The organism is candidate division KSB1 bacterium (assembly GCA_034505495.1).
Taxonomy (GTDB): domain Bacteria; phylum Zhuqueibacterota; class Zhuqueibacteria; order Residuimicrobiales; family Krinioviventaceae; genus Fontimicrobium_A.
Window position 1 is genome coordinate 60,611 of the sequence record JAPDQV010000011.1, and the last position, 24,859, is coordinate 85,469.

The 24,859-nt window shown below is 53.3% G+C and carries 21 protein-coding genes; 15 read left to right on the plus strand and 6 right to left on the minus strand.

All coding sequences use genetic code 11. From position 1 onward, the window contains the following. Positions 1–7 precede the first annotated feature (7 nt). From atpD to ONB24_06805, 7 genes are all read left to right on the plus strand, one after another. A complete protein-coding gene (gene atpD / locus ONB24_06775; GenBank protein ID MDZ7315808.1) occupies positions 8–1,426 on the plus strand; it encodes a F0F1 ATP synthase subunit beta in 1,419 nt (472 codons plus the stop codon). A 60-nt stretch (positions 1,427–1,486) separates the two neighbouring features. Further along, positions 1,487–1,906, plus strand: a complete 420-nt coding sequence (atpC, locus tag ONB24_06780) for an ATP synthase F1 subunit epsilon (protein MDZ7315809.1) — start codon at positions 1,487–1,489, stop codon at positions 1,904–1,906. Positions 1,907–1,954: 48 nt separating this feature from the next. Then, positions 1,955–3,796, plus strand: a complete 1,842-nt coding sequence (locus ONB24_06785) for a DUF6057 family protein (protein ID MDZ7315810.1) — start codon at positions 1,955–1,957, stop codon at positions 3,794–3,796. Next, positions 3,793–5,388 (plus strand): hypothetical protein, encoded by a 1,596-nt coding sequence (locus ONB24_06790; GenBank protein ID MDZ7315811.1) that lies wholly within the window; start codon positions 3,793–3,795, stop codon positions 5,386–5,388. Before ONB24_06785 ends, ONB24_06790 begins: the two co-directional genes overlap by 4 nt. Before the next feature lie 75 nt (positions 5,389–5,463). Continuing rightward, positions 5,464–7,281, plus strand: a complete 1,818-nt coding sequence (locus ONB24_06795) for a DUF6057 family protein (GenBank protein ID MDZ7315812.1) — start codon at positions 5,464–5,466, stop codon at positions 7,279–7,281. Between the two features lie 15 nt (positions 7,282–7,296). Further along, positions 7,297–8,865 (plus strand): hypothetical protein, encoded by a 1,569-nt coding sequence (locus ONB24_06800; protein ID MDZ7315813.1) that lies wholly within the window; start codon positions 7,297–7,299, stop codon positions 8,863–8,865. A gap of 35 nt (positions 8,866–8,900) precedes the next feature. After that, positions 8,901–10,067: a Rid family hydrolase gene (locus ONB24_06805; protein MDZ7315814.1), complete on the plus strand. Its 1,167-nt coding sequence runs from the start codon at positions 8,901–8,903 to the stop codon at positions 10,065–10,067. 41 nt (positions 10,068–10,108) lie between these two features. Here the strand turns inward: ONB24_06805 and ONB24_06810 are convergent, their stop codons facing one another. The 3 genes from ONB24_06810 to ONB24_06820 form a co-directional block, all read right to left on the minus strand. Beyond that, positions 10,109–10,801 (minus strand): sigma-70 family RNA polymerase sigma factor, encoded by a 693-nt coding sequence (locus ONB24_06810; protein MDZ7315815.1) that lies wholly within the window; start codon positions 10,799–10,801, stop codon positions 10,109–10,111. Beyond that, a complete protein-coding gene (locus tag ONB24_06815) occupies positions 10,801–11,289 on the minus strand; it encodes a ferritin (GenBank protein ID MDZ7315816.1) in 489 nt (162 codons plus the stop codon). The genes ONB24_06810 and ONB24_06815 overlap by 1 nt, the downstream gene beginning before the upstream one ends. A 252-nt stretch (positions 11,290–11,541) precedes the next feature. Then, complete coding sequence (locus ONB24_06820) at positions 11,542–12,354, minus strand: 4Fe-4S binding protein (protein ID MDZ7315817.1); 813 nt, start codon at positions 12,352–12,354, stop codon at positions 11,542–11,544. 95 nt (positions 12,355–12,449) lie between these two features. Between ONB24_06820 and ONB24_06825 the strand changes: the two genes are divergently transcribed. Then, a complete protein-coding gene (locus tag ONB24_06825) occupies positions 12,450–13,115 on the plus strand; it encodes a Crp/Fnr family transcriptional regulator (GenBank protein ID MDZ7315818.1) in 666 nt (221 codons plus the stop codon). Positions 13,116–13,133: 18 nt separating this feature from the next. Here ONB24_06825 and ONB24_06830 read toward each other — a convergent pair whose 3' ends face one another. After that, on the minus strand, positions 13,134–13,505 hold the full coding sequence (locus ONB24_06830; GenBank protein MDZ7315819.1) for an OsmC family protein: 372 nt from the start codon (positions 13,503–13,505) through the stop codon (positions 13,134–13,136). A 70-nt stretch (positions 13,506–13,575) separates the two neighbouring features. Between ONB24_06830 and ONB24_06835 the strand changes: the two genes are divergently transcribed. The 6 genes from ONB24_06835 (at position 13,576) to glgP (ending at position 18,763) form a co-directional block, all read left to right on the plus strand. Continuing rightward, the gene (locus tag ONB24_06835) at positions 13,576–14,472 is read left to right on the plus strand and encodes a hypothetical protein (GenBank protein ID MDZ7315820.1); all 897 of its coding nucleotides are present in this window, start codon (positions 13,576–13,578) and stop codon (positions 14,470–14,472) included. Beyond that, entirely contained in the window at positions 14,462–14,731 is a 270-nt protein-coding gene (locus ONB24_06840; GenBank protein ID MDZ7315821.1) for a hypothetical protein, read from the plus strand. Before ONB24_06835 ends, ONB24_06840 begins: the two co-directional genes overlap by 11 nt. Before the next feature lie 19 nt (positions 14,732–14,750). Continuing rightward, entirely contained in the window at positions 14,751–15,002 is a 252-nt protein-coding gene (locus ONB24_06845; GenBank protein MDZ7315822.1) for a hypothetical protein, read from the plus strand. After that, a complete protein-coding gene (locus ONB24_06850) occupies positions 14,999–15,457 on the plus strand; it encodes a GAF domain-containing protein (GenBank protein MDZ7315823.1) in 459 nt (152 codons plus the stop codon). Before ONB24_06845 ends, ONB24_06850 begins: the two co-directional genes overlap by 4 nt. Before the next feature lie 81 nt (positions 15,458–15,538). Further along, a complete protein-coding gene (gene pgsA, locus ONB24_06855) occupies positions 15,539–16,132 on the plus strand; it encodes a CDP-diacylglycerol--glycerol-3-phosphate 3-phosphatidyltransferase (protein ID MDZ7315824.1) in 594 nt (197 codons plus the stop codon). A 36-nt stretch (positions 16,133–16,168) separates the two neighbouring features. Further along, positions 16,169–18,763, plus strand: coding sequence for an alpha-glucan family phosphorylase (gene glgP / locus ONB24_06860; GenBank protein ID MDZ7315825.1), 2,595 nt, complete (start codon positions 16,169–16,171; stop codon positions 18,761–18,763). A gap of 92 nt (positions 18,764–18,855) precedes the next feature. Here the strand turns inward: glgP and ONB24_06865 are convergent, their stop codons facing one another. Both ONB24_06865 and nifJ read right to left on the minus strand, forming a co-directional pair. Then, the gene (locus ONB24_06865; GenBank protein MDZ7315826.1) at positions 18,856–19,857 is read right to left on the minus strand and encodes a dihydroorotate dehydrogenase-like protein; all 1,002 of its coding nucleotides are present in this window, start codon (positions 19,855–19,857) and stop codon (positions 18,856–18,858) included. A gap of 71 nt (positions 19,858–19,928) precedes the next feature. After that, positions 19,929–23,504, minus strand: coding sequence for a pyruvate:ferredoxin (flavodoxin) oxidoreductase (gene nifJ / locus ONB24_06870; protein MDZ7315827.1), 3,576 nt, complete (start codon positions 23,502–23,504; stop codon positions 19,929–19,931). A 465-nt stretch (positions 23,505–23,969) separates the two neighbouring features. Between nifJ and ONB24_06875 the strand changes: the two genes are divergently transcribed. Continuing rightward, positions 23,970–24,859: Gfo/Idh/MocA family oxidoreductase (locus tag ONB24_06875; GenBank protein MDZ7315828.1), on the plus strand; the 890-nt coding region annotated here is incomplete at its 3' end.

Below are 24,859 nucleotides of genomic sequence, written 5' to 3' on the forward strand. Positions count from 1 at the left end.
GAAATCAATGGAAAATTTCGGCAGAATATTGCAAATCATCGGTCCGGTTGTGGATGTCGTGTTTGATTCGGGCAAGTTGCCGGACATTCGGCATGCCTTGGAAATCCGGCGCAGCGACGGCAGTCGATTGGTATTGGAAGCAGCTCAGGATTTAGGGGAAAACACGGTTCGCTGCATCGCCATGGATTCAACCGACGGCCTTCAGCGCGGCGAAAAAGTATTTGATACCGGCCGGTCGATCACGGTGCCGGTGGGGCGCGAGACGCTCGGCAGGATGCTTAATGTCGTCGGTGAACCGATCGATGAACTGGGTGAGATCAAAGCAAAGGAATGGTGGCCTATCCACCGCCCGGCGCCCAAGCTCGAAGAGCTCGAAACCCGCACCGAAATCCTGGAGACGGGTATCAAGGTCATCGATCTGCTCGAACCGTATGCCAAAGGCGGGAAGACAGGCCTTTTCGGCGGCGCCGGCGTGGGAAAAACTGTGCTCATCCAGGAGCTGATCAACAACATTGCCGTCCATCGCGGCGGGTTTTCGGTTTTCGGCGGCGTCGGCGAACGTACGCGCGAAGGCAACGAGCTGTACCGCGAGTTCCAGGAAAGCGGCGTGATCGACATGACCAATTTATCCAACTCTAAAGTGGCCATGGTCTTTGGCCAGATGAACGAGCCTCCGGGAGCACGCTTGCGCGTCGCTCTTTCGGCTTTGACCATTGCCGAGTATTTTCGCGACGTCGAGAATCGGGACGTCTTGTTCTTTATCGACAATATATTTCGCTTTACGCAGGCCGGATCCGAAGTTTCTGCTCTCCTCGGACGCATGCCCTCGGCCGTCGGCTATCAGCCCAATCTGGCCACCGAGATGGGGCAGCTGCAGGAACGCATCACCTCGACCAAAAAAGGCTCCATTACCTCGGTTCAGGCTGTCTATGTGCCGGCCGACGACTTGACCGATCCGGCGCCGGCGACTACTTTCGGCCATCTCGACGCCACTACGGTTCTCTCGCGGCGTTTAGCGGAGCAAAGCATCTATCCGGCGGTTGACCCGCTCGAATCGACCTCCCGCATACTCGACCCGCGCATCGTCGGCGAGGAACACTATACCGTTGCCCGTGCCGTGCAGCAGATTCTGCAAAAATACAAAGAGCTGCAGGATATTATCGCCATTCTGGGCATGGAAGAGCTTTCCGCTGAAGACAAACTGGTGGTCAGCCGGGCGCGCCGAATCCAACGCTTTTTATCGCAGCCCTTTTCCGTCGCGCAACAATTTACCGGCTTTGAAGGCCGCTATGTCAAATTGGAAGATACGATCCGCGGCTTTAAGGAAATACTCGAGGGCAAACACGACGATCTACCGGAGCAGGCTTTTTGGATGGTCGGCACCATCGAAGAAGCGGTTGAAAAAGCAAAACGGATGCGACGGTAAGGCGTTGCCGCATTCGGATGCAGCACGGAACATGCCGTTGGTAAAGAATCGGCTTTTTTCATGGCAAGACTGAAAAAAAGATATTTTCAAGTCGAGATCATTACGCCGGATCACCCGGCGATTAAACACCAGGCGGTACAGGTGATCGCACCGGGGAAGGGGGGGCTGTTCGGCGTGCTGATCAACCATGCACCGGCGATTTTTGCGCTCGAAATCGGTTTGCTCAAGGTGGAGGCGATCGGCGGCGACAAGTACTATACAATTTCCGGCGGAGCGGCATATATCACAAACAACGTCATGAAAATTGTTACCGATTCGGCGGAAGATATCGAGACGCTGGATGTTGAGAGGGCGAAACGGGCGCGCGATCGGGCGCTGGAGAGACTCAAATCCCGGCAAGAGAACATTGATCAAGTCCGTGCGAAAGCGGCGCTGGCGCGAGCGCTGAATCGCCTCAGAGCCGTCCAGCTGTTGGAATAAAAGATCATCAGCGGAATTTGAGGGGTGCAACCTTTTGGCGGGTTAGCAATGAGTAAGAAATCAGAACGACCGGAGGTAATCCAAAGTCGGCTGCGGGACGCTCTGCTCCTGCTCGGATTCTTTGCCGTAACCGCCTTTTTCTATTGGCGACTCAACCCCGAATTCATTCGTCAATGGCAAAAGCCGGAATTTTTTCTCGAATGGCGGTTCGCCAAAATGATCATAAATCGCCCCGGCGGCCTGCTCGAGTACCTGGCGGCTTTCTTTACCGAAACGTTTCTCTATCGCTTGTGGGGCGCGCTCTTTCTGGCCGCCGTGACGACCGCCGTACTTTGGATGACGCGCCGTGTGATTCTCAAAAGCACGCCTGTCTTTGCCGCGCCGATTTTTTATGCCGTGCCGGCCTGCTGCATCATAGTCCTCACCAGTCTTTACAACCACCCTCTTGAAGAAACTTTTGCATTTTTAACCTCTCTGTCGGCCCTTGACGGCTATCTCTACCTGCAGAAGAAATCCACGCCGGCTCGGACTTTTGCGGCGCTGTGGATCGCCGTTTTCCTCTATCTGGTTGCTTCCGCCGCGCTGCTGTTTTTCGCCCTGTGGGTGACCCTCTACGAAACGCTGCATCGGCGCAATTTACTCAGCCTGAGCCTCCTGCCCGTCGCCATCTTTTGGATTGCCTGGGCGGACCGCTATATCTTTCTCCAAAATCCCAATTTCGCCTTTCTGCACCTGCTGCCGTTTCATCATTCCTATAAATTGGCTTTTGCCCCCTATCTCCTCTATGCTTTTCTGCCGTTTTTGGTTGTCGTCGCGATTTTTATCCCCAAAGAGCTGGTGTCGCCGATCGAGCGATCGAAAATTTTGCGCTTTGTCCAGGCCGTCGTCGTCTGGGGGCTGGCAACAGCCGCCGCGGTTTTTTCGTTCAGTCAGTTCCATTTCGATATTCAGCAGGTGGACAAGGACGCGGCCAATCGCCAGTGGCGGAACCTGCTGAAATATGTCGAAAAGCGGCCGATCACGCACCGGCTTAATCTGTTTCAAATTTATCGCGCTCTCTATCACCAGGGAATCTTGTTGGATGAGCTGTTTTCCGTCTCACGACAGGAGAGGGCGCTTAAAAGCCTGATGATGGATAAAGATTTTGCCATGACCGCGCGTTTGGAATATGCCGATCTATTGATGGATTTCGGCCACTTGAACGAGGCGGAACATTGGACCCATGAAGCCTTGGTGCATTTCGGACAAGCGCCGGAAGTCCTCCTACGCATGGCGCAAATCAACCTCGTCAAAGGCAATAAAGCCTTTGCCGATATGTGTCTCCGTCGACTGAGCAAAACGCTCTTTTACAAGGGTGAAAGTTCGCGCCTACGAGCTGTTCTGGAAAGCAACACGCCCACATTGCCGGATTCCTATCTCGAAGGCGTTCGCCGCGTCATGTTCCGCAAAGATTTTCCGCAGTTCACCTATCGGGTACGCGTCAATCTGGAGCTGATGCACCAGAATAATCCGGAAAACCGCATGGTTTTCGAATACCTCTGTGCCTATTATCTGCTTTCCGGCAACCTTAAAGCGCTGATGTCGTGCATAGAAAAGTTCCCTTCGTTCCGTTTTCAGCGTCTTCCGCGGCACATAGAGGAAGCTGCCGTGCTTTACAATCTCATGACCCACAATCCCAAGCCGGAATCGGCCGGTTACCGTTTCAGCCGTGACACGCTTCGGCGCTTCTCCGATTATATGCAGATTTTGGCTTCCCACCGCGGAGACAGGGAGGCGGCCATGCCCGAACTGAAGAGTAAATACGGCAACACCTTCTGGTATTACCAGATGTACGTATTGCGAAAACTCATCGAGGAACAGGAAAAACCGTCGTCGGAGGAGTTGTCATGAACGGACCGGCGATTTTGCTGCTGGGGGCGCTTTTGGCATCGCGTGCCGAGTTTGCAGACATTACTCTCGCCTTCGAACGGGCGGCAACAATTTGGGCGTCCTTGTCGACGCTTTCGGGTTCTGACGTCAGTGCTTTACCGCTCAATCGTGCAGCCGTCATTTTCCCTGATTATACCGATATCGTCATTCCGCCCAATATCGCACCGCTCAATTTCATGTTCCAGGAAAAAGGAGAGCGGTATCGAGTGCGGCTGATCGGCGGAAGGAGCAAGTGGACTGTCTCTTCGCGCAGCGGAAAAATGCAATTTTCTCTCGGAAAATGGCGTCGTTTTCTGAGAAAAAATCGCGGCGCCGCAGTAAAAGTGGAATTGTTTATCCGGCGTGACGGCAAATGGTTTGCATATTCCCCGACAGAGTGGAGAATAGCCGAAGAGCCGATCGATGAAGGTTTGGTCTACCGCATCATCGATCCGGCATACCATCTATGGTCTGAGATGGGCATTTATCAGCGTAATCTCACCAATTTTGACGAAAAGCTGATCATGACCAATCGAACGGTCAAAAATGCTTGTCTCAATTGCCACTCTTTTTGCGCCGGCGACCCGAACAAATTCATGTTTCATCTGCGCGGGGGCCCCGGCACGGCGCTCATTTTGGCTGTCGACGGTCAGTACCAAACCATCGACACGCGCACCGAGCTCAATTCGTCGCCGGGGGCTTATCGCTGCTGGCATCCGAACGGCCGCTATATCGCCTTCAGCGTCAATAAAGTGGCGCAGTTTTTCCATGCCGTTGGAGAAAATCGCGATGTGTACGATTCCGCCTCGGATCTAATTCTTTACGACATCGCGACCAATATCGTCAGCACTTGCCCGCAGATCGCCGATCCGAATGAAATGGAGACCTACCCCATGTGGACGCCTGACGGGCGCACGCTCTACTTTTGCTCCGCTCCACAGGCAGACTTTTCCGATGAACTCAATCTGCCTTACGACAAGATCCTCTACAGTCTGAAGCGCATCTCTTTCGATCCGGATCAGGAAGCGTGGGGGACAGTGGAAACGGTGATCGATGCTAAAAAATTCGGGAAAAGTATTACGCATCCGTCGGTTTCTCCGGACGGACGTTTTCTGCTTTTCAGCGCCAGCGGCTACGGCAATTTTACCATTTACAAACGCGACAGTGATCTCTATATGATGGACCTGAAATCAGGCGAATGGGGATTGCTGCCGGTCAATTCGGATCAGGTCGACAGTTACCATTCCTGGTCGAGCAACAGCCGTTGGTTTGTGTTCAGCAGCAAGCGGCATAATTTGGTCACTGCAAGGCCTTATTTCGTTCATGTCGATGAAAAAGGCGGCGTCAGCAAGCCTTTTATCATGCCGCAAAAGGATCCCGAATTCTATTTGAATTTTATCAAAACCTATAATGTACCAGAATTGGTTAAAAAGCGCGTCCCCTATCGGCCGCAAAAGCTGACCCAGGCCGCTTACCGCAAGGCGGAAAAGGCCAAGGCCAAGTCCGGTATAAAGTCTACCGAGCGATCCGCCGAGCCTGAAACCACACCTTGGCCCTGGCAGCCGACGCAATAAGCTTGTGATTTCGAGATATTCTTTTAAATTCTATTGCTTTTTGCGGGCATTGATTAAAGCAACGAGAGCGAGCACATGAATCGGCGACCTCAAAACAGCGAAAGGACGACCGAAAAGCCTCCCGAGAGGGTCAAACGGGAAGCCGTGTGGACAATCGTTTGGTATGCATCGTTGCTGATTTTCCTCTTTTTCTATTTTTGGCAGATCATTCGGCCGGAACTCTATTTTACCGCCCAAGAACCGGTCTTTTATCTGGATCGATATTTTTTAAAGAACTATTTTGCTTATCCCGGCGGCTTCCTTGACGGTTTTTCAGCGTTTCTCGGCAGTCTTTGCTACCAGCCGCTGCTCGGCGCTTTGTCGCTTTCGCTCCTTCTCACTGTCACGGCAGCGCTGTTCGGCGTTTATCTCCGCGCGATCGTTCCGGCAACACCGCGGTTTCTTGCTTCATTGGTGCTCATTCCTCTGCTGATGCTTTTCAGCAATTATGCCTTTCCGCCGCTTGTTCCGGCTGCCGTGATGATTGCAATGGCCGCAGCAGCTGCTCACACCAGGATCAAAACGAACCTCGGGCGATTCCTCTTCTCCCTCCTTGTCGGAACGGTTCTTTACTATGCGGCCGGAACCGCTCTCTATCTTTACGCTTTGGCAACCGCCGTCTTTGAAGTCACGCGCAAAAACGTTTGGCCGATCTTGAGCCTTGCCGTGTTATGCTTTCTGCTCCCGCTTGCTGCCGGCACACGGCTGTTCACAATTTCTCCCCATTTTGCTTTCACATTTCCGTTGCTTCAATATGATGAAGAGCACGCTGTTCCCTACCTGCTTTATATAACCTGGGCGATCGCCCTTTTTGTCGCCGTAGCCGGAAAACGCGTTTGGGACAAGAAAATCTTTATCAAGCCGTTTTCGCAAATTATACAGCTTTTAATTTTCCTTGCGGCGCTCAGCGCCACTGCATTTGCCGCTTTTCGCCCCGATGATCGGCAGTTTTGGCAGTTTTCTTATTTCAGCCGCATGGGCCAATGGGAAAAAATATTAAAACTGTGCGAAAAGCCGTACCTCAAGAACCAGCAGATCATGTTGGAGATCAATCGGGCGTTGGCGCAGCTGGGTCGTTTGGGCGATCGCATGTTCTACTACCGTCAACCGTTCGGCCGCGAGGGATTGTTCGTGCTTCATGACCAGGATGTATCGACGCTTTTGATCCGCAGCGATGTCTATTTCGACCTCGGTCATTACAACGCCGCACGTCAATGGGCGCACGAAGCCGCTTCGGTCCGCGGCGAAACTATCTGGAACACTCAACGCCTTGCGCTTTGCTATTTGATTCTCGGCCAAAACTCGGCGGCGGAACTCTATTTTCGCAGGTTGGAAAAATCGCTTTTTCATCGCGGCTGGGCGAAACGCTATCGGCCGTATTGGCAAGGGGAAAAGAGTCTCTTGAGCGATCGCGAATTGGCCGCAGCCGTTTCCAATAGGGTCAGCCAGGACTTTATCACCCTTGTTCTCTATCCGGAACGGGATTTTCCTCACCTTCTGCGGCAGAATCCGCGGAATCGGACCGCTTTGGATTACATGCTTGCCGATTTACTTTTGTCAAAAAAGCTCAAGGCTTTTGTCGATGAGGTCATCTCCCGCAACCTCTTGACGCGGCAAATGCCGCGTCATTATCAGGAAGCGCTGATTTTCTACGCGTCGCAGGTGCGGGATTTGCCGCCGCAGCTGCAGACCTTTAGACCCGATCGCGAGGTATTTAACGAGTTCGGAAAATTTCAGTCTCTGGCACGTCAGCATGCGGGCAACCTTAAAGCCGCTCAGGCAGAGTTCGAAAAGCAATTCGGGCACACTTACTGGTACTACCTCGTCTTTCATCCATTGGAAAAAGAATCCTAAGACGGGGAGAAAGCAATGAAAAGACATTGTAAATATATCGTCATCGCTGCCGTATCGATCACGGCCGCGTTCTCTTCCTGCCGTACGGCCGCTTTTTCGGCGAAAGGCGGAATTGCGGTCGATCGTCCGGCGCGCATCGATCCCGATTATGCCGATATCCTCATCCCGCCGAACATGGCGCCGCTGAATTTCCGCGTCAAGGAAGCGGGCGATGCGGCGGCGGTCATCGTCCGCGCACCAAGCGGCGAAGAGCTGCGCGTCACCTCCCGTGACGGCAGGATCCTGTTTCCGCTAAAGAAATGGAAGCGGATGTTGGCCGCAAATCGCGGAAAGGAGTTGATTTTCGAGGTTTTCGTACGCGAAAACGGCCGCTGGAAGAGCTATCAGCCGATTCGCAACCGCGTGGCCGAGGAGCCGATCGACGCCTATCTGGTCTATCGGTTGATCAATCCCGCTTACAAATACTGGAACAAAATGGGCCTCTATCAGCGGAATCTCGAAACGTTCGAGGAGAAGCCCATCCTGATCAACCGCATAACCGACGGCAACTGTATGAACTGCCACAATTTTTGCGCAAATGATCCGCACAAGATGGTCTTTCACATGCGTACCGGCACGGCGGGCGGCACGTATATCTTTACCGATAATCGCTGGCGTAAAGTCAGCCTCAAAACGTCGTTCAACAAAGGCGGCGCCTACCCTTCTTGGCATCCTAACGGCAGAACGATTGCTTTTTCGGTCAACGATTTGACTATGTTCTATCATGCTGTCGGCGATCCGCGCGACGTCCTCGATCGAAACTCTGATCTCGTGGTTTATCATATCGACAAAAACATGATCTCCGCCGCGCCGCAAATTGCCGACGAATACCGCATGGAGACTTTTCCCGCCTGGTCCGCAGACGGTAAAAAGCTCTATTTCTGCTCGGCGCGCGCCTTTGAATCCTACCTCGATGAAACCGGCGACCTGAGGTGGAACGAAATTCGCTATAATTTGATGCGCGTTGCGTACGATGCGGACCGTGATGAGTGGGGTGAGCTCGAAACCGTCATCGATGCGGAAAAGATGGGCAAGAGCGTCATCATCCCCAGGCCTTCGCCGGATGGCAAATATGTGATGTTCTGCTTGTCCGATTACGGCAGCTTTCCCATTTATCATCGGCAAAGCGATCTATATCTGTACGAAGAGGCTACCGGCCGGATCTATCCGCTGCCGATCAACAGCGATGAGACGGACAGCTTTCACAGCTGGTCGAGCAACAGCCGTTGGTTCGTCTTTACCAGCAAGCGGTACGATACACTGTTGGGCAAGCCCTATTTTGCACACATCGATGCCGCAGGCAATATCTCCAAACCGTTCGTTCTGCCGCAGCGTGATCCCGATTTTTATAAGCATTTCATCATCAATTACAATGTTCCGGAGTTAGCCAAGGGCGAGGTGCAGCAGCGGCTGCACGATCTGCGCCGTGTCGCTTACGGCAAGGAACTGATTCAAGCGACGCTCGATCCCCGTGTCGACGCTCGAAGACAAAGCAAGGGCAGCGATCCGGAAGCGATGTACAACCAAGCCAAAAAGAGAAAATAACCCAAACGCCGTCAACGGATGCAGGAGCTGAATGAATGACTGAACGCTATGAGGAGCAGGGGAACGGCTTTAAAGTTTACATCACGATTATCGGCGGAAATCAAGCGTATATTACCGCTTCGGTAACTTTACCCCATCGAACTGCCGAAATTGCCGCCGGCATTTATCAGACAATATACTCGGTATTGGAAAAGTATCGCCTGCAGATTGTGCACGAACGCATCTTTGGCGATTTGTCCAGTTACGAGCAAATTATCGAGGCGCGCAACCGCGCGTTTGCCCGTTTTGGGGAAAGCCTTCCCTTTACTTACATCCAAGGCAAGCCGGTGATCGACTCGGGCTTGGCCGGCGTGCAGATTCGTGCTTTTCGTCCCGAGCGGCCGGACGACGGCATTTGGGTGATTCGCTACGACGGTCGCGCCGTCGGCCGCAAGTGGCGCCGATCCGGAGCGGAGTTTTTGATGCTGCAAAACATCTACGGCAATCCGCAAATCGCCGACCGTTACCATCAAGCCTGCGACATGTTCGATCAGGCGCAGGCCGTGCTGCAGAGCGAAGGGTTGAGTTTCAAGAACGTTCTGCGTACCTGGATCTATCTTTCCAAGATTCTCGAATGGTACGGTGAATTCAATCGCGCCCGCAATGCGCGCTTTACAGAATATGGGCTTTTAGGGCTATCGGAAAAAGAGAACACCGAAGCGGAGCGTATCTATTTGCCTGCCAGCACGGGTATCCTGGGCGAAAATCCGGCCGGAGCGGCAGGAGCTATGGATGCCTTTGCCGTTCGGCCGGGCGGCGCCGGTCTGCAGATCAGCCACACCACCGGCGTACAGCAAAAGTCCCCCTACCGTTACGGCTCCGCCTTTTCGCGCGCCATGACGCTGCGCGAGCCGGACGTAAAGCACATACTGCTTTCCGGAACCGCATCGATCGACGAGCACGGCAAGACGGTGTTTATCGGCGACGTCGAAGCGCAAATTCGCAAAACATTTTCCGTCGTCGAAGCGTTGATTCGACACGAGGGCGCATCTTTACACGACGTTCATGAGGCAACGGTTTTCTTCAAGTGTCCCCAGGATTTCAGGTATTTCCCCAAAATCGCGCGCGAATTCGGCGTTGCCGACCTGCCGGCGGTTTATATTGTGGCCGATGTCTGCCGCGATGATCTTCTATTCGAATTAGATGCAGCTATTGCCGTATGAAAATCAAAAAGCCCCGCTCAAATGCAGCGGGGCTTTTTGATTTATTCCTTTTTGCGCCTGATGTAACCTTCTCGGCGCGCATATTTTTCGAGAATGCGCTGCAGCATTCGACGGCCGCGGAAAAGCCTGCTCATGACCGTACCGCTCGGCCGACCGATGATCTGGGCTATTTCCTTGTACGAAAACCCTTCTACATCCGCCAGCAGTACGACCATGCGGAAATCATCCGAGAGCTGCGAGAGGGCAGCCGTAATCTCGTCGTCAAACAGCTCCTTGTATTTGCTTTCATCAAAACCGTTCCATTCAAGCTGCTCTTCGCCTTCTTCCTCGATTTCCAGGCCGTAAGCTACTTTGTCCAATTGTACCTGCTGCGGGGTACGCACTTTTTTGCGGTACTTGTTGATAAAGGTGTTGGTCAGGATTTTAAAAATCCACGCCTTAAAGTTGGTGCCCTTTTGAAACTTGTCGAAAAAGCGATAGGCGCGGAAGTAGGTATCCTGTACCAAATCCTCCGCTTCCTGCGTGTTGCGGGTGTACCGCAAAGCGGTGCTGTAGAGTGAATCCATGTACTGAAACGCAATGGCTTCGAACTCTTGCAGCTTTTCCGCATCCTGCAGGGATACAGAAGTCTCATCCGGCATTCTGTTCTCTTCCGGCATGAGCGATTTTTGTCTGTCGTCCGTCAATAGCGAAAGATAAAAGGCTCGTAAAAGTTTGGCACCAAGCGAATTCATCACGATCGTTGGCCGAGCTGGGCATCGAGCATCAGCAGAGCCTGGCCCTGGCCGCCGCTCAACTTGAATTTGCTGACGATGCCGTCAAAAGTCGCTTCTTCCTCGACCTGCTCCGAAACGAACCAATCGAGAAACGCCTTGGAGGCATAGTCGTTTTCCTGCAACGCCAACGTCATCAGATCGTGAATGCTCTTGGTGACGGTTTTTTCGTGTTCCAATCCCAGCTCAAAAATCTGTTGGGCGCTGGAAAAATCGGTGCGCGGCTTGGCAATGGCTTCCAATGTCACCCGCGCGCCTTGCTCATTCAAATAAGAGTAAATTTTCATGGCATGGCCTACCTCTTCCTGCGCTTGATGCTTTAAAAAATTGGCCATGCCTTCGAGATTTTGATGATCTAAAAATGTCGCCATCGAAAGATAGTAATAAGCCGAATAGAGCTCTTTGTTAATTTGCTCGTTCAGCGCTTTGCTCATTTTTTCTGAAATCATGGTGAAAGACTCCCTTTTTATTGGTGATTGTCACTTTGATGCAAAAATGTCGTTCGAGATTCATGGAAAATTCGAGTGATTTTACGCCCGCCCTTTCCCTCTCTATCCCGAAAATGAGTATAAGAAAAATGTCTATAGAATCCAAACAATTTTTCACAACCCAATCACCTCGGGGAGAATAAGGTTGATGAATCATCGAATACTTAGTCTCGGAAACGTAATACAGGTCTATTGGCAAGACGGCGGCAGGCTTTAATAACTCTGCTCCTGCAGAACATGGCCGCTGAAATCGATGGTCACGGCCCGAATTGGAATCTTGCGCCGACATTGTGACGCGGCAAAGCGCGCCAGACGCAACAGGCCGCTGCAGCAGGGTACCTGCATCATCAACACCATCAGGCTTTCGATTTGGGCTTCATCAATGAGAGCCTTGATTTTTTCCACATAAATTTCCTGCCCTTCGTCTAATTTGGGGCAGGCGATTGCCAAAGATCTGCCTGCCAACCAGCGAGGGTGAAAATCTCCGGCGGTAAAAGCCGTGCAGTCGGCCGCAAGCAGGACGCCTTTGTTGCGATAATGCGGCGCTGAAGGCGCGATCAAATGCAGTTGGATCGGCCAATGGGTGAGGGCAGAAGGCTGATCAGCTTCTTTCTGCATGTCGGACTTTTCGAAATAAAAACTGCGGCTGCCTGGGCAGCCCTGATGCGGTTTGCCTGCCGGCTCAGCGCTTTCCGGCTTTTTCAGGAAACGATACGCTTCATCGTAACGGTCAGTTCGACCGTGATCCAATAAATGGTTGAGGTGCTCCGCCTCGGTATTCTCATCATGGTCGAGGGTATTCTGCTCCACTGCGGCTTTGTCAAACGGCATTGCCTCGCGTTCCGTAATGCGTATGGCGCGTTCCGGACAATGGCCGAGACAAGCGCCGAGGCCGTCGCACAAGCGGTCTTCCCGCAGTCGTGCCTTGCCGCCAATGATCTCTATGGCGCCTTCAGGACATGCCGGTATACACAGGCCGCAACCGGTGCATTTGGATTCGTCGATTTCGATGATTTGTCTTTTCATTTTTGCATCTTCTCCTTATTTTCTAAAAAATAGCCGTTGCGGTCGTGCTAATTGTTGATGTTTGTCAAGAAAATCGGAAAAATGCGGTCGAAATCATGAGCTGCTCCCGTCAAAGTTTAGAGGCATGGTTCGAACGGCTCGGATACTTTAAAGGTCTTTCACCTGCAAGTTCACACGCTGTTGCCGAAATTTGCCTTTTAAAAACCTGTAAAAAGCGTGAGATTCTTTTTAACGAGGGGCAGAAAGGCTACTCGATCTATGGCCTGCTCAGCGGCGCGGTTCAGTTATACAAGACTACCGATGACGGCAGACCATCGGTCATCAAGGTCATTCGTCCCGGCGAACTGTTTGGAGAGGTGATTCTATTCGAAACCGACCGCTACCCTGTGACGGCGGAGATGCTTACAGCCGGACGTGTTTTTCTTTTGCCCAAGCATCAATTTCTTTGTCTGCTGGAGCGTGAGGATTTTCGCAATGACTTTATCGCCATGCTGATGCGGAAACAGCGCTGGCTTGCGCAGCAGATACAATTTCTATCCGCTTACGACGTCGAAGATCGATTTTTTCTTTTTCTCAAAGATCAATTCGGCGAGCAGAAGCGTTATGATTTGACGATGAGCAAAAAGGATTTGGCCGCGGCCGTAGGAGCGACGCCCGAAACGTTGTCGCGGCTTTTAAATCGACTCGAGGCCGAAGGATGGATTAAACAGGAAGGCAAACTTTATGAGGTAAATGAGCGCGTTTGGCGGCGATACCGCTAAAAACGCGCTCGGCAGCAATCAAAGCGTGTTGATTTCAAAGGCGGGTGGTTCGGCAAGGTGCTTTTTCACGGCGCATTGATCCGCCGCACGGATCACCGCCTCACGATACTTTTCCGGGAAACCCGCCGGCAAATGTGTATCGAGAATCACTTTTTTGATCATATGCGTAACCGGATCGCTCTCCATTCGTTGGGTGATTTGCAGGCCTTCGGTTGGGATGCCGCGCTGTTTGCAAAAGCTCAATACATAAATTCCGGCGCACGTTCCGATGGATGCCAAAAAGAGCGCAAAGGGCGGCGGCGCCGAACCGTCCTGATTGGTTTCGATCACGAACGGGCCGTATTCCGCATTGACCTGCAGATTGCCGGGAAACGTCACTCTAAGATCCATTTTTCCTCCATATTTCTCTTTCTATTCTTCTTTTAGATGATCGTCTCAGGAAAAGGATTCTCTTCCGCGCATGACTCGTAACCACTGTACGCTCATCGTCCCCCAACCCTACAACTGGGAGGCTTCGCTAAAGTCGCACGGATGGTTTCAACTGCCGCCGTTTTATTGGCGCGAAGAGGAAAAGACTCTTTACTGGGCGACGGCACCCGAGGGGCGACCGGTTCTCCTTTGCGTGAAGGCGGCGGATGAAAAGATAAAGGGGTTGGAAATAACCGGAGATTTCAGTGATGCGGCGCCGGTTCTTGGCCGAATGCGTCGAATCCTAAACCTCGATCTGGAATTGACCGAGTTTTACGAGCTGTGTCGGCAGCATTCATTTTTGGCCGAGGTGCCGGTCCGCGGTTTGGGCCGCATCATGCGCTGCGAGACGGTCTATGAGGATCTCTTTAAAGGCATCTGCGGTATGAACGTACAGTGGAATCAAGCCGTCAGGATGATTCGGGCAATCGCTGCAATCGGTGATCCGGTTGAGGGCGGATCCTACCGACTGTTTCCAACGCCCCGACAAATTCTCGACGCCGGCGAGTCTTTTCTCAAGCAAGTGGGCCGCGTCGGCTACCGCAGCCGATATTTGATCGATCTGGCCGTTCGCTTTAGCGACGTCGATCTTGAAGAAATGACAAAGCAAGTCGAGGCAATGGACGGAGCCGACTGCCGACGTTATTTCGAAAGCTTTGCCGGCATCGGCCACGTCACCGCCCGCTATTTGGCGGCCCTCTACGGCCACTTTGACGAGCCGGCCGTCGACAGCTTGGTGATCAATTTTCTGGCCCGACACCGTTTCGGAGGAAGGACGCCGACTGCCAAGGAGGTGGTGCAGCTTTATGCGCCTTTTGGAAAATGGAGCTACTTGGCCTATTGGATGGAATTTATTTTAAACGACGGATGGATACCCCGTGAGCCTTGAGGAAAATCTTTTTATCCTGCTGCAGGAACATTTAACAAGACATCCTAAAATGGAATGGATTGATGTTTACAAGCTTTTGTACCAGGGAACATGCGGCGGCGAACATTTGCTCGGCGACATTCCGCGCAGCGAGACTGCGTTTTATGAAGAATGGCAGTGCACTTTTCCCAATCCACAGGAGCCGTTGATGGAACGCGTTTCCATCGACGGCAGCCGAGTCAGACTCAATTTCGGCCGCTGCCGAAGGGATCGCGCCTAACATTGTATGGGAAGCGTTTTTGCATTCGCGACGTCCTTTAAATGCCGAGCAACAGCTCGTCGAACTTTTGGCTACTTTTATGGAACTATGCCGTGAAGGCAGATTGCCCTTTGCACCGGAGCTCGTTGAAAATAAAATCAAAGAGTTGCTTGCAGCCGGCCTGCCGCCGTGCCGTCATTCGGCGGCTTATCGGGGGACCGAGCGTCCGGCATACCGGGTGGTGGAAAAAGCGGTTTTCGAAGAGATGCTTACGAGGAGACAATGCAGATGAACAAGCGCGAAGCTTATCGCTGGGCGGCCAAGCGCGTTCGTGCACAAGTCGAACGCTGCGACGATTTGATCGCCGTTCTCGCAAACACAACGGCGATTTTAAAGGAATACCATCCGAATTTTTTCTGGGTCGGATTTTATTTTGTTCGGCCCGATTATCTGGTCTTGGGGCCTTTTCAGGGGCCGCCCGCATGTGTCAAATTAAGTTATGATCGCGGCGTATGCGCCGCATGCGCCAAAAGCGGCAAACCGATCATCGTGCCGGACGTGCACACCTTTCCCGGCCATGTCGCCTGCGATGCAAGATCGAACTCTGAGATCGTCGTGCCGGTTTTCGATCGAACGGCCGAGCTGCGCGCCGTGCTCGACGTCGACAGCCAAGCCTTTGATGATTTTGATGAACAGGACGAAAAGGGGCTGACGGCCGTTGCTGCTTTGCTCGAAAAAATCTGGTAAGCCGGTTCGGCGATAAATTTCTTGTTGCTTGCAGAAATTATCAGTATATTTGATTGTTTGTTGCACAAATAATTTTATCGGATGGTCCATCACATTCCCAATATCCTCACGATTTTCCGCATTGCGATCACGCCCGTATTTATTTATGCTTTCTATCTCCCCGGTGTGGTTTGGAAGATTGTTGCGCTTTTGATTTTTATTTTCAGCACATTGACCGATAAATTCGACGGCTTTTTGGCGCGCCGTTACGGATGGGAAAGCAATTTGGGCAAATACCTTGATCCTTTGGCGGACAAAATACTTATTACCGCCGCTTTTATCTGCCTAATCGGCTACAAATATATTGACGTTTGGATGGTGGCGGTAATCGTACTGCGGGACGTTTTCGTCACCTGGCTGCGCTCCTTCGGCATCAAGAAAGGAAAACCGGTTCGCACCATGGAAATTGCCCGCTGGAAAACAGCGGTGCAGACCGTGGCCATCTATATTGCACTCGTTTTCATGATCGCCAAAGTGATGCTGAAGCACGGAGCTTACATTTCGGCGTCGCTGATCCGGGCTTTGGAAGAAATGCGCTTCGTTTGGATCGTCATGCTGATCACCACTCTCTTTACCCTCATCACCGGTGTTTTGTACTTCCTGGAAAATCGGCATCTCTTTAGAGTCGAGAATTAATCTGTCTTGTAAAAATTTCATGAAAGGGCGATGGACATGGATTCCAAAGGTACGTCATTGTACAAGATAGAAAAAGTCTGCGTCGTGCCCAGACTGCCCGAAAAGCTTCAGTTTCTACGCGAGCTTGCTTTCAATCTATATTGGACTTGGGATCCAAACTCGCGTGCGCTTTTTCGAAGGCTTGATCCTGAGCTTTGGGAAGCGGTCAATCGCAATCCGGTCTTACTGCTCGGCACCATCAGCCAGGAGAAGCTGCAGGCAGCGGCTGAAAATGAAGGTTATCTGGCCTCGATGGAGCGCGTCCGCGCCGCCTTGGCGGACTATCTTTCGCGCAAGACCTGGTATGAACAAAATTATGCTGATGAAAAGCCGTTTACGATCGCTTATTTTTCGATGGAGTACGGCCTGGCAGCGTGCCTGCCGATCTATTCAGGCGGATTGGGAGTGCTCTCCGGCGATCATCTCAAGGCTGCTTCGGACCTTGGTCTACCGTTGGTAGGCGTCGGTCTGGCCTATCAACAGGGCTATTTTCAGCAATACCTGGCGACCGACGGCTGGCAGCAGGAAACTTTTCCGATCAATGATTTTTACAACCTCCCCTTTACCCTGGAGAAGAGCGCGACCGGAGAACCGCTGACGGTTTCGGTAGAGCTTCCCGGCAGAGAGGTCTTTGCCCAAATTTGGCGGGTCGTTGTCGGGCGAGTCCCCCTTTATCTGCTGGATGCCAATATTCCGCAAAACAGTCCGGAGGACCGACTGATCACCTCGCAACTTTACGGCGGCGGAGAAGAGATGCGCATTCGGCAGGAAATTCTACTCGGCGTAGGCGGAATGCGGGCATTGCGTGTTCTCGGCATCCGTCCTCAGGTCTGCCATATGAACGAAGGCCATTCGGCGTTTTTGGCTTTGGAGCGGATACGTACCTACCTGGAGGAGCATCCGGGCGCCGATTTCGATCAGGCATTTGCCGCCACCCGCGTCGGCAACGTCTTTACCACGCATACGCCGGTGCCGGCAGGAATCGACCGCTTTGATCCCGCCATGGTGCGTTACTATCTTGAAGCCTATTGCAGGAGCCTCGATTTGCCTTTCGATCGTCTGATGCAGTTGGCCGGCAGAAAAGAAGGGGAGGACAAGTTCAACATGGCGATCTTTGCCATTCGGATGGCTGGGGGCTGCAACGCCGTAAGCAAGCTGCACAGCCGCGTATCGCGCAGTATGTGGCGGCATTTGTGGCCGGATCTGCCGACCGATGAGGCGCCGATCGGCTACGTAACCAACGGTGTGCATGTGCGCAGCTGGATCTCGCACGATTTGTCGGAGCTTTTCAGCCGTTATCTGCACCCCACCTGGTACCGCAATCCGGTCGATCCGGACATTTGGGAGCGCATCGATCAGATACCCGATGTCGAGCTCTGGCGCACGCACGAACGTCGGCGCGAACGGCTCGTCACCTTTGCCCGCAAACGACTGCAGGATCGTCTCAAAGGATTGGGAGCCTCTTCAAGCGACATCGAGCGGGCCGCTGAAGTCCTGCAGCCGGAAGCACTAACCATCGGATTTGCGCGGCGGTTTGCCTCTTACAAGCGCGCCTACCTTTTGTTTTCCGATAAAGAACGACTGCGACGCCTGCTGAACGACCCGGCCAAACCGGTGCAGGTTATCCTGTCCGGGAAAGCGCATCCGTTGGATCGCGAAGGTAAAGAAATTCTGCGCAGCATCATGAGCATTGCCAAAGAGGAAGAATTTCGCGATAAAATCGTCTTTATCGAGAATTATGATATGCGCATCGCCGCCTACATGGTGCAGGGCGTGGATGTATGGCTGAACACGCCGCGTCGCCCGCGCGAGGCCAGCGGTACCAGCGGCATGAAGGCCGCCGCCAACGGTGCCTTGAATCTCAGCATTCTGGACGGTTGGTGGGATGAAGCGTATGCCATGAACCCCGGCATCGGTTGGGCGATCGGCAAAGGCGAAGAAAACTATCGCGACGAAGGGGAACAGGACCGCATCGAAGCTGAAGAACTCTACCATCTTTTGGAAAATCACGTCATACCTCTCTTTTATCAACGGGGGAGCGGAGGCGTGCCGCGCGAATGGGTTAAAATGATGAAAGCCGGCATGAAGACGGTTTGCCCCTACTTTAATACCACGCGCATGGTAAGAGAGTACTTTACCGACTATTATCTTCCCGCTTGCCGCCGCCTCCGCCGGGTCGACGACGAGCAGGGGAAAATCATCAAAGATTTTGTTTCATGGCAGCATAAAGTGGAACAAAACTGGGATAATGTTGAAGTCATTTCTCTATCCGTCGACTCCGGACGAGACGTTGAAATCGGCAGTGAGGTGGAAGTGCTTGCCCGCGTCCGGCTCGGCTCTTTACAGACGGACGATGTAATGGTGCAGGTCTATTACGGCCGTGTGGGCGAAGAAGGCGATTTGAAAGACCCGCAAACGGCCGAGATGCGGCCCAACGGCACTCCGAGCGACGGCGTCGTGCTCTATCAAACCTCGCTCAAGACCACGACTTCCGGCCAAATGGGCTTTACTGCAAGGGTTTTTCCACGCCACCAGCTGATCGAACACCCGGCTGAAACGGGACTGATCAAATGGTATCGCAGAGACGCATAATTGCGGGATTAGCGCTAATTCAGCAGGATGCCGGGTTTATTCGGATCATAAAAAAAGGCGGCTCAAAGGGCCGCCTTTTTTGATTTGCAGGGTCAGAGGACGTAATCGCGGAAATCGTTGAGAGCCTTCATGTAATTGGCGCGCTCGAAGACCGCAGGTTCGGCAACCGCCTTTTGGCTCATGCTGCCCTTAAGGGTGCTCAAAGAATCGTATTCTTTTTCCTCCAGCCACTTTTCCATACCTTTGAGGATCGTTCCGAGATAGGCGGGACCGTTTTTGAGCAGCGCGGCGCAGACCTGGACGACGTCCGCACCGGCGGCAACCATCTTGAGGGCGTCCATCGCCGTATGCACGCCGGTGGTACCGGCAAGACTTGCCTTGACCTTTCCGTAAAGAATGGCGATCCAGCGCAGCGGCAGCCGCAGGTCTGCGGAGGTGCTGAGCACGACTCCGGGAACTACTTCGAGATTTTCCAAATCCAAATCCGGCTGATAGAAACGATTGAACAGCACAAGCCCGTCGGCGCCGTCGTCATCCAATTCCTTCGCCATGCGGGCTAAGGAGCTGAAGAATGGATGCAGTTTAACCGCCACGGGGATGGTCACGTTGGATTTGACGGCGTTGAGAATAATGCGGTACTGATTCTCTATTTTTCGACCTTCCTGATTCGGGTCGGTGGCGAGAAAATAGATATTCAGCTCCAGAGCATCGGCTCCGGCTTCCTGCATTTTTTTAGCATAGTCGATCCATCCGCCTGCCGAAACGCCGTTCAGACTGGCAATGATCGGAATCGACGTCGCCTCTTTGGCGCGACGGATGTGTTCAAGATATTCCTCCGGACCGAGGTTATATTCTCCGACCTCCGGAAAATAGCTGAGCGCTTCTGCAAAGCTGCCGGTACCGCGATCAAGGAAATAATTCAGCTCTTCCTGTTCAAAAGCGATCTGTTCCTCAAAAAGCGAATAGAGAACGACGGCGGCAGCGCCGGCGTCTTCCAGCTTTTTGATGCCGTCCAGGGTTTTGGATAACGGCGAGGCGGACGGCACCAGCGGATTCTTGAGCTTCAAGCCCATGTATGTAGTCGACAAATCCATATTGGGTTTCCCCTTCTTTTGCTTACCAGTCAAATCAGCGGCGCCGCCGCGGCGACGCCGCACCCACTCAGTTATTGCTGCTCGGCCGGCCCTTGGACCGCCATGTTTGCCCACATTTCGTACAGCTTCCAGCGTTCGCTGACGCTCCGCTGTGCCGCTTCGAGAAGCATCTTGGCCCGTTCGGGTTGGGATTTGGTGAGCATCTTGAAGCGGGTCTCGTTGTAGGCGAATTCTTCATAAGAAATGCTCGGCGCCTTGGAATCGAGCTTGAGCGGATTTTCTCCTTTGGCGGCCAACGCCGGATTATAACGGAAGAGCGGGTAATGACCGGATTCGACCGCTCTCTTTTGCTCTTCCATGCCTTTTGACATCGTAATGCCGTGCGCAATGCAATGAGCGTAGGCAATGACCAGGCTTGGGCCGTCGTAGGCGTCCGCCTCCAGCAAGGCCCGAACTACGCCGAGGTCATTGTAACCCATGGCTACGCGCGCAACATAGATGTTGCCGTAGGTCATGAAAATCATGCCCATGTCTTTTTTCGGCATCGGCTTACCGGCGGCGGCGAATTTAGCGACCGCGCCCAATGGAGTCGACTTGGACATTTGGCCGCCGGTATTGGAGTAGACTTCGGTATCGAGCACGAGGACATTGACGTTGCGGCCCGAAGCCAGCACATGATCGAGTCCGCCGTAACCAATGTCGTAAGCCCAGCCGTCGCCGCCGAAAATCCAGACGCTCTTTTTCACCAAATAATCAGCCAGTGAATTCAGGTGCTGAGCCTCAGGCGATTTGATCGTCGCCAGCTTTTTCCGCAGTATTTCCACGCGCTCACGTTGAGCATAGATGCCTTCTTCAGTCGATTGATCGGCCCTGATCAGCTCATCGACGAGCGTCTCTCCGATTTGCGGCGCCAGCTTGACCAACAGCTCTTTGGCGTACTCGTTGAATTTATCCAGCGTCAATCGAAAACCAAAGCCGAACTCGGCATTGTCCTCGAACAGCGAGTTAGACCAGGCCGGTCCGCGGCCTTCGGCGTTTTTGGCATAGGGAAAAGTCGGCAGGTTGCCGCCGTAAATCGACGAGCAGCCGGTGGCATTGGCGATGATCAGCCGATCGCCGAACAGCTGCGTCACCAGCTTGACGTACGGAGTTTCACCGCAGCCGGCGCATGCGCCCGAGTATTCGAACAGCGGCCGCAGGAACTGCGATCCCTTGACGGTGTTTACTTTAACCAGCCGACGATCCATGTCGGGAATACGGTCGAGGAAGAACTGGTAATTGATGCGCTCCTGCTCGCGAATCGGCGGCTGCGGCACCATATTAATGGCCTTCTTGCCCACCTCTTTTTTGTTCTTCGCCGGACACACCTCGACGCACAAGGAGCAGCCGGTGCAGTCTTCCGGAGCCACCTGCAGAGTATAGACCCATCCTTCGGGAAAATCGCCGCCGCGCGCTTTGGTCGATTTGAAGGTCGGCGGCGCATCCTTTAACAGCGCCGGGTCATAGGCCTTTTGCCGAATGGCGGCATGCGGACAAACCATCACGCATTTGCCGCACTGAATGCAGGTCTCCGGATCCCACTCCGGAATCTCCAGGGCGATGTTGCGCTTTTCGTATTGGGTGGTCGCCGTGTCAAAGGTTCCGTCGCAGCTGAAGGCGCTGACCGGCACCTCGTCGCCCTTGTTGATGACGATCTTGGCGACGACGTTCTTGACGAACTCGGGGGCATTTTCCGGCACCGGCGGCCGCAGCTCGATGGTGCTGGTTACCTTGTTCGGAATCTTGACTTCGTACAAATTCTCGAGCGTCTGGTCGACCGCCATATAGTTTTGCTGCACGATTCGGTCACCCTTGGCGCCGTAGGTCTTTTTGATGGCGTTTTTAATGTACTGGATGGCTTGATCCTTCGGCAGCACGCCGGAAATGACAAAAAAGCAGGTCTGCATGATCGTGTTGATGCGCACGCCCATGCCGGTCTTTTTTGCTACGTCATACGCATCGATGACGTAGAATTTGATCTTCTTTTTCAAAATTTCTTCCTGATAGACGCGCGGCAAAGAGTCCCACGCCTTATCCGGCCCGGCCTGCGTGTTCAGCAGGAATGTGGCGCCTTCCACCGCTTTTTCCAGCAGGTTGAATTTTTCGAGGAAGAACTGCTGATGACAGGCGATGAACTGGGCGCGGTCGATCAGGTAGGTGGAACGAATCGGCCGCGGGCCGAAGCGCAGGTGCGAAACGGTCACTGAACCGGCTTTTTTCGAGTCATAGACGAAATAGCCTTGCGCATAGTTGTTCGTCTCTTCGCCGATGATTTTGATCGAGTTCTTGTTGGCGCCGACTGTGCCGTCCGAGCCAAGGCCGTAAAAGATGCCGCGGAAGACGTCGTCGGGCTCGGTGGAGAAGGAGGGATCGTACGCAAGGCTGGTATGCGTAACGTCATCGTTGATGCCGACGGTGAAATGATTCTTGGGCGTCTTTTGGCTCAAATTGTCGAAAACCGCCTTGATCATGGCCGGTGTGAATTCTTTCGAAGAGAGGCCGTAGCGTCCGCCGACCACCTTGGGCAGGGCGAAAGGCAAAGTGCCGTTGTTGTAGGATTCGGTGAGGGCGGTCACCACATCAATGTAGAGCGGTTCGCCGGCAGCGCCCGGCTCTTTGGTGCGGTCCAGCACGGCAATCGATTTGACCGATTTCGGCAACGCCTGGATGAAATGCTCGACCGAGAAAGGCCGATAGAGATGGACTTTGACCACCCCGACCTTTTCACCGCGGGCATTGAGGTATTCGACCGTCTCATGAGCCGCTTCGGCACCGCTGCCCATCAGCACGATGATCCGTTCGGCATCCGGCGCGCCGATATAGTCGAACAGATGATACTGCCGACCGACAAGGGCGGCAAATTTGTCCATAGCTTTTTGGATGATGGCAGGCGCCGCCAGGTAATAGGGGTTGACCGTTTCGCGCGCCTGGAAGAATACGTCCGGATTCTGGGCCGTGCCGCGAATCTTGGGCTTGTCCGGCGTCAGAGCTCTGGCGCGATGAGCGAGCACCAGCTCGTCGTTGATCATCGCGCGGATGTCGTCGTCCGAGAGCTGCTCGATTTTTTGCACTTCGTGCGAAGAACGAAAACCGTCGAAAAAGTGCAGAATCGGCACGCGCGCTTCGAGGGTGGCTGCCTGAGCAATCAATGCCATATCCATGATTTCCTGAACGGAGGCAGAAGCCAGCAGCGCCCACCCTGTAGAGCGGACCGCCATAACGTCGCTGTGATCGCCGAAAATCGACAGGGCATGCGTGGCCACCGTGCGGGCCGAGACGTGAAAAACGGTGGATGTCAGCTCGCCGGCGATTTTGAACATGTTGGGAATCATCAGCAGCAGGCCCTGCGAGGCGGTAAATGTGGTCGTCAAGGCGCCGGTCTGCAGGGCGCCGTGCACCGCACCGGCAGCGCCGCCCTCGCTCTGCATCTCTACGACCTGGGGAACGGTTCCCCAAATGTTGGTTCTACCTTCGGCCGAGAAGGCATCAGCCCATTCGCCCATGTTGGATGAAGGTGTGATCGGATAGATGGCGATCACCTCGTTCACTTTATGAGCGATATAGGCGGCGGCTTCATTGCCGTCTATGGTGACCATTTTCCTAGACATGAAAATCCTCCAAAAAATTATTCATGAGGGCTGTCCCTCGATTCGGAAAAGATTGCGGGAACAATGGGCGTTCCGTGAAGGGAAAATATTTTTTAATTATCCGACAAAATTACTTAAAAAAATAATGAGATGCAAGGGATTAAAACGACTTTTGGACTTGCCGACGAGTTCGTGGTCATCCAAATATTTCTCGGAATCGATCATTTGATGCACCGCTCGAGATCTTTTTGGCGGTCAATAATCGGCTGATTTTGCTTCGGAGCGGCGCAGCCATGACTACGTTTTTTCGTTCGATGAAGACAACGCCGTCACCCCCATCTTTTTGCCTTGAGGTTCACTAGTGCCTTTGCGCTGCAACAAAAGGTTTTCACAAAAAGCAGCTTGACAGTTACTTCATTTTTGTATAGCTTTGTTTGCTTCACCAAAAATCCTGCCTTGATAAACTGATTTAACTATGGAGGCGTTATGATCGAAGGAAGCAAGACCGACGCCATGACCCGTAAACTGCGGATGGGCATGGTCGGCGGCGGTCCGGGCGCGTTTATCGGCGAGGTACACCGCAAGGCGGCGCGCATGGACGGCCATGTGGAAATCGTTGCCGGAGCATTCGATATTGATCCGGCCAAATCCCGCGAAATGGGACGTATTCTCAATCTCGACCCGAAGCGCGCTTATGATAATTATCAGCAGATGATTGAAGCGGAACTCAAGCTTCCCCCCGATGAGCGCATCGATTTTGTCTCCATCACCACGCCCAACAATTGGCATTTCCCCATCGCCAAAGCATTTCTCGAAGCCGGTTTTCACGTCGTTTGCGAAAAGCCCATGACCATGGACGTGCCCGAAGCGCTGGCTCTTCGCGACGTGGTTAAAAAATCCGGCAAAGTGTTCGCTCTGCTGCACAATTATACCGGCTATCCCATGGTCAAGCATGCCCGCTGGATGGTCAAGCAGGGGATGCTCGGCAAGATTCAAAAGATCGTCGTCGAATATCCGCAAGACTGGCTGCTCAAGCGCATCGAGCTGGAAGGGCAGATGCAGGCTTCATGGCGCACCGACCCCAAGCAGGCGGGTGCCGGCGGCTGCCTGGGCGACATCGGCACGCACGCCGAAAACCTGGCCCGCTACATTACCGGCCTGTTCATCGAAGAATTGTGCGCCGACCTGACCACCTTTGCTCAGGGGCGACTCCTCGATGACGACGTCAACGTGCTTCTGCGTTATGAAAACGGCGCCAAGGGTGTTCTGCATGCCTCGCAGATTTCCACCGGCCAGGAGAACAACCTCAACATCCGCGTTTGGGGTACCGAAGGTGCCATTCAGTGGTTCCAGGAGCATCCGAACTATCTCTATTT

What these genes read in the sequence shown, in the direction of transcription:
- atpD (MDZ7315808.1), top strand. Translation starts at nt 8, where the DNA reads ATGGAAAATTTCGGCAGAATATTGCAAATCATCGGTCCGGTTGTGGAT.
- atpC (MDZ7315809.1), top strand. Translation starts at nt 1,487, where the DNA reads ATGGCAAGACTGAAAAAAAGATATTTTCAAGTCGAGATCATTACGCCG.
- ONB24_06785 (MDZ7315810.1), top strand. Translation starts at nt 1,955, where the DNA reads ATGAGTAAGAAATCAGAACGACCGGAGGTAATCCAAAGTCGGCTGCGG.
- ONB24_06790 (MDZ7315811.1), top strand. Translation starts at nt 3,793, where the DNA reads ATGAACGGACCGGCGATTTTGCTGCTGGGGGCGCTTTTGGCATCGCGT.
- ONB24_06795 (MDZ7315812.1), top strand. Translation starts at nt 5,464, where the DNA reads ATGAATCGGCGACCTCAAAACAGCGAAAGGACGACCGAAAAGCCTCCC.
- ONB24_06800 (MDZ7315813.1), top strand. Translation starts at nt 7,297, where the DNA reads ATGAAAAGACATTGTAAATATATCGTCATCGCTGCCGTATCGATCACG.
- ONB24_06805 (MDZ7315814.1), top strand. Translation starts at nt 8,901, where the DNA reads ATGACTGAACGCTATGAGGAGCAGGGGAACGGCTTTAAAGTTTACATC.
- ONB24_06810 (MDZ7315815.1), bottom strand. Translation starts at nt 10,801, where the DNA reads ATGAATTCGCTTGGTGCCAAACTTTTACGAGCCTTTTATCTTTCGCTA.
- ONB24_06815 (MDZ7315816.1), bottom strand. Translation starts at nt 11,289, where the DNA reads ATGATTTCAGAAAAAATGAGCAAAGCGCTGAACGAGCAAATTAACAAA.
- ONB24_06820 (MDZ7315817.1), bottom strand. Translation starts at nt 12,354, where the DNA reads ATGAAAAGACAAATCATCGAAATCGACGAATCCAAATGCACCGGTTGC.
- ONB24_06825 (MDZ7315818.1), top strand. Translation starts at nt 12,450, where the DNA reads ATGAGCTGCTCCCGTCAAAGTTTAGAGGCATGGTTCGAACGGCTCGGA.
- ONB24_06830 (MDZ7315819.1), bottom strand. Translation starts at nt 13,505, where the DNA reads ATGGATCTTAGAGTGACGTTTCCCGGCAATCTGCAGGTCAATGCGGAA.
- ONB24_06835 (MDZ7315820.1), top strand. Translation starts at nt 13,576, where the DNA reads ATGACTCGTAACCACTGTACGCTCATCGTCCCCCAACCCTACAACTGG.
- ONB24_06850 (MDZ7315823.1), top strand. Translation starts at nt 14,999, where the DNA reads ATGAACAAGCGCGAAGCTTATCGCTGGGCGGCCAAGCGCGTTCGTGCA.
- pgsA (MDZ7315824.1), top strand. Translation starts at nt 15,539, where the DNA reads ATGGTCCATCACATTCCCAATATCCTCACGATTTTCCGCATTGCGATC.
- glgP (MDZ7315825.1), top strand. Translation starts at nt 16,169, where the DNA reads ATGGATTCCAAAGGTACGTCATTGTACAAGATAGAAAAAGTCTGCGTC.
- ONB24_06865 (MDZ7315826.1), bottom strand. Translation starts at nt 19,857, where the DNA reads ATGGATTTGTCGACTACATACATGGGCTTGAAGCTCAAGAATCCGCTG.
- nifJ (MDZ7315827.1), bottom strand. Translation starts at nt 23,504, where the DNA reads ATGTCTAGGAAAATGGTCACCATAGACGGCAATGAAGCCGCCGCCTAT.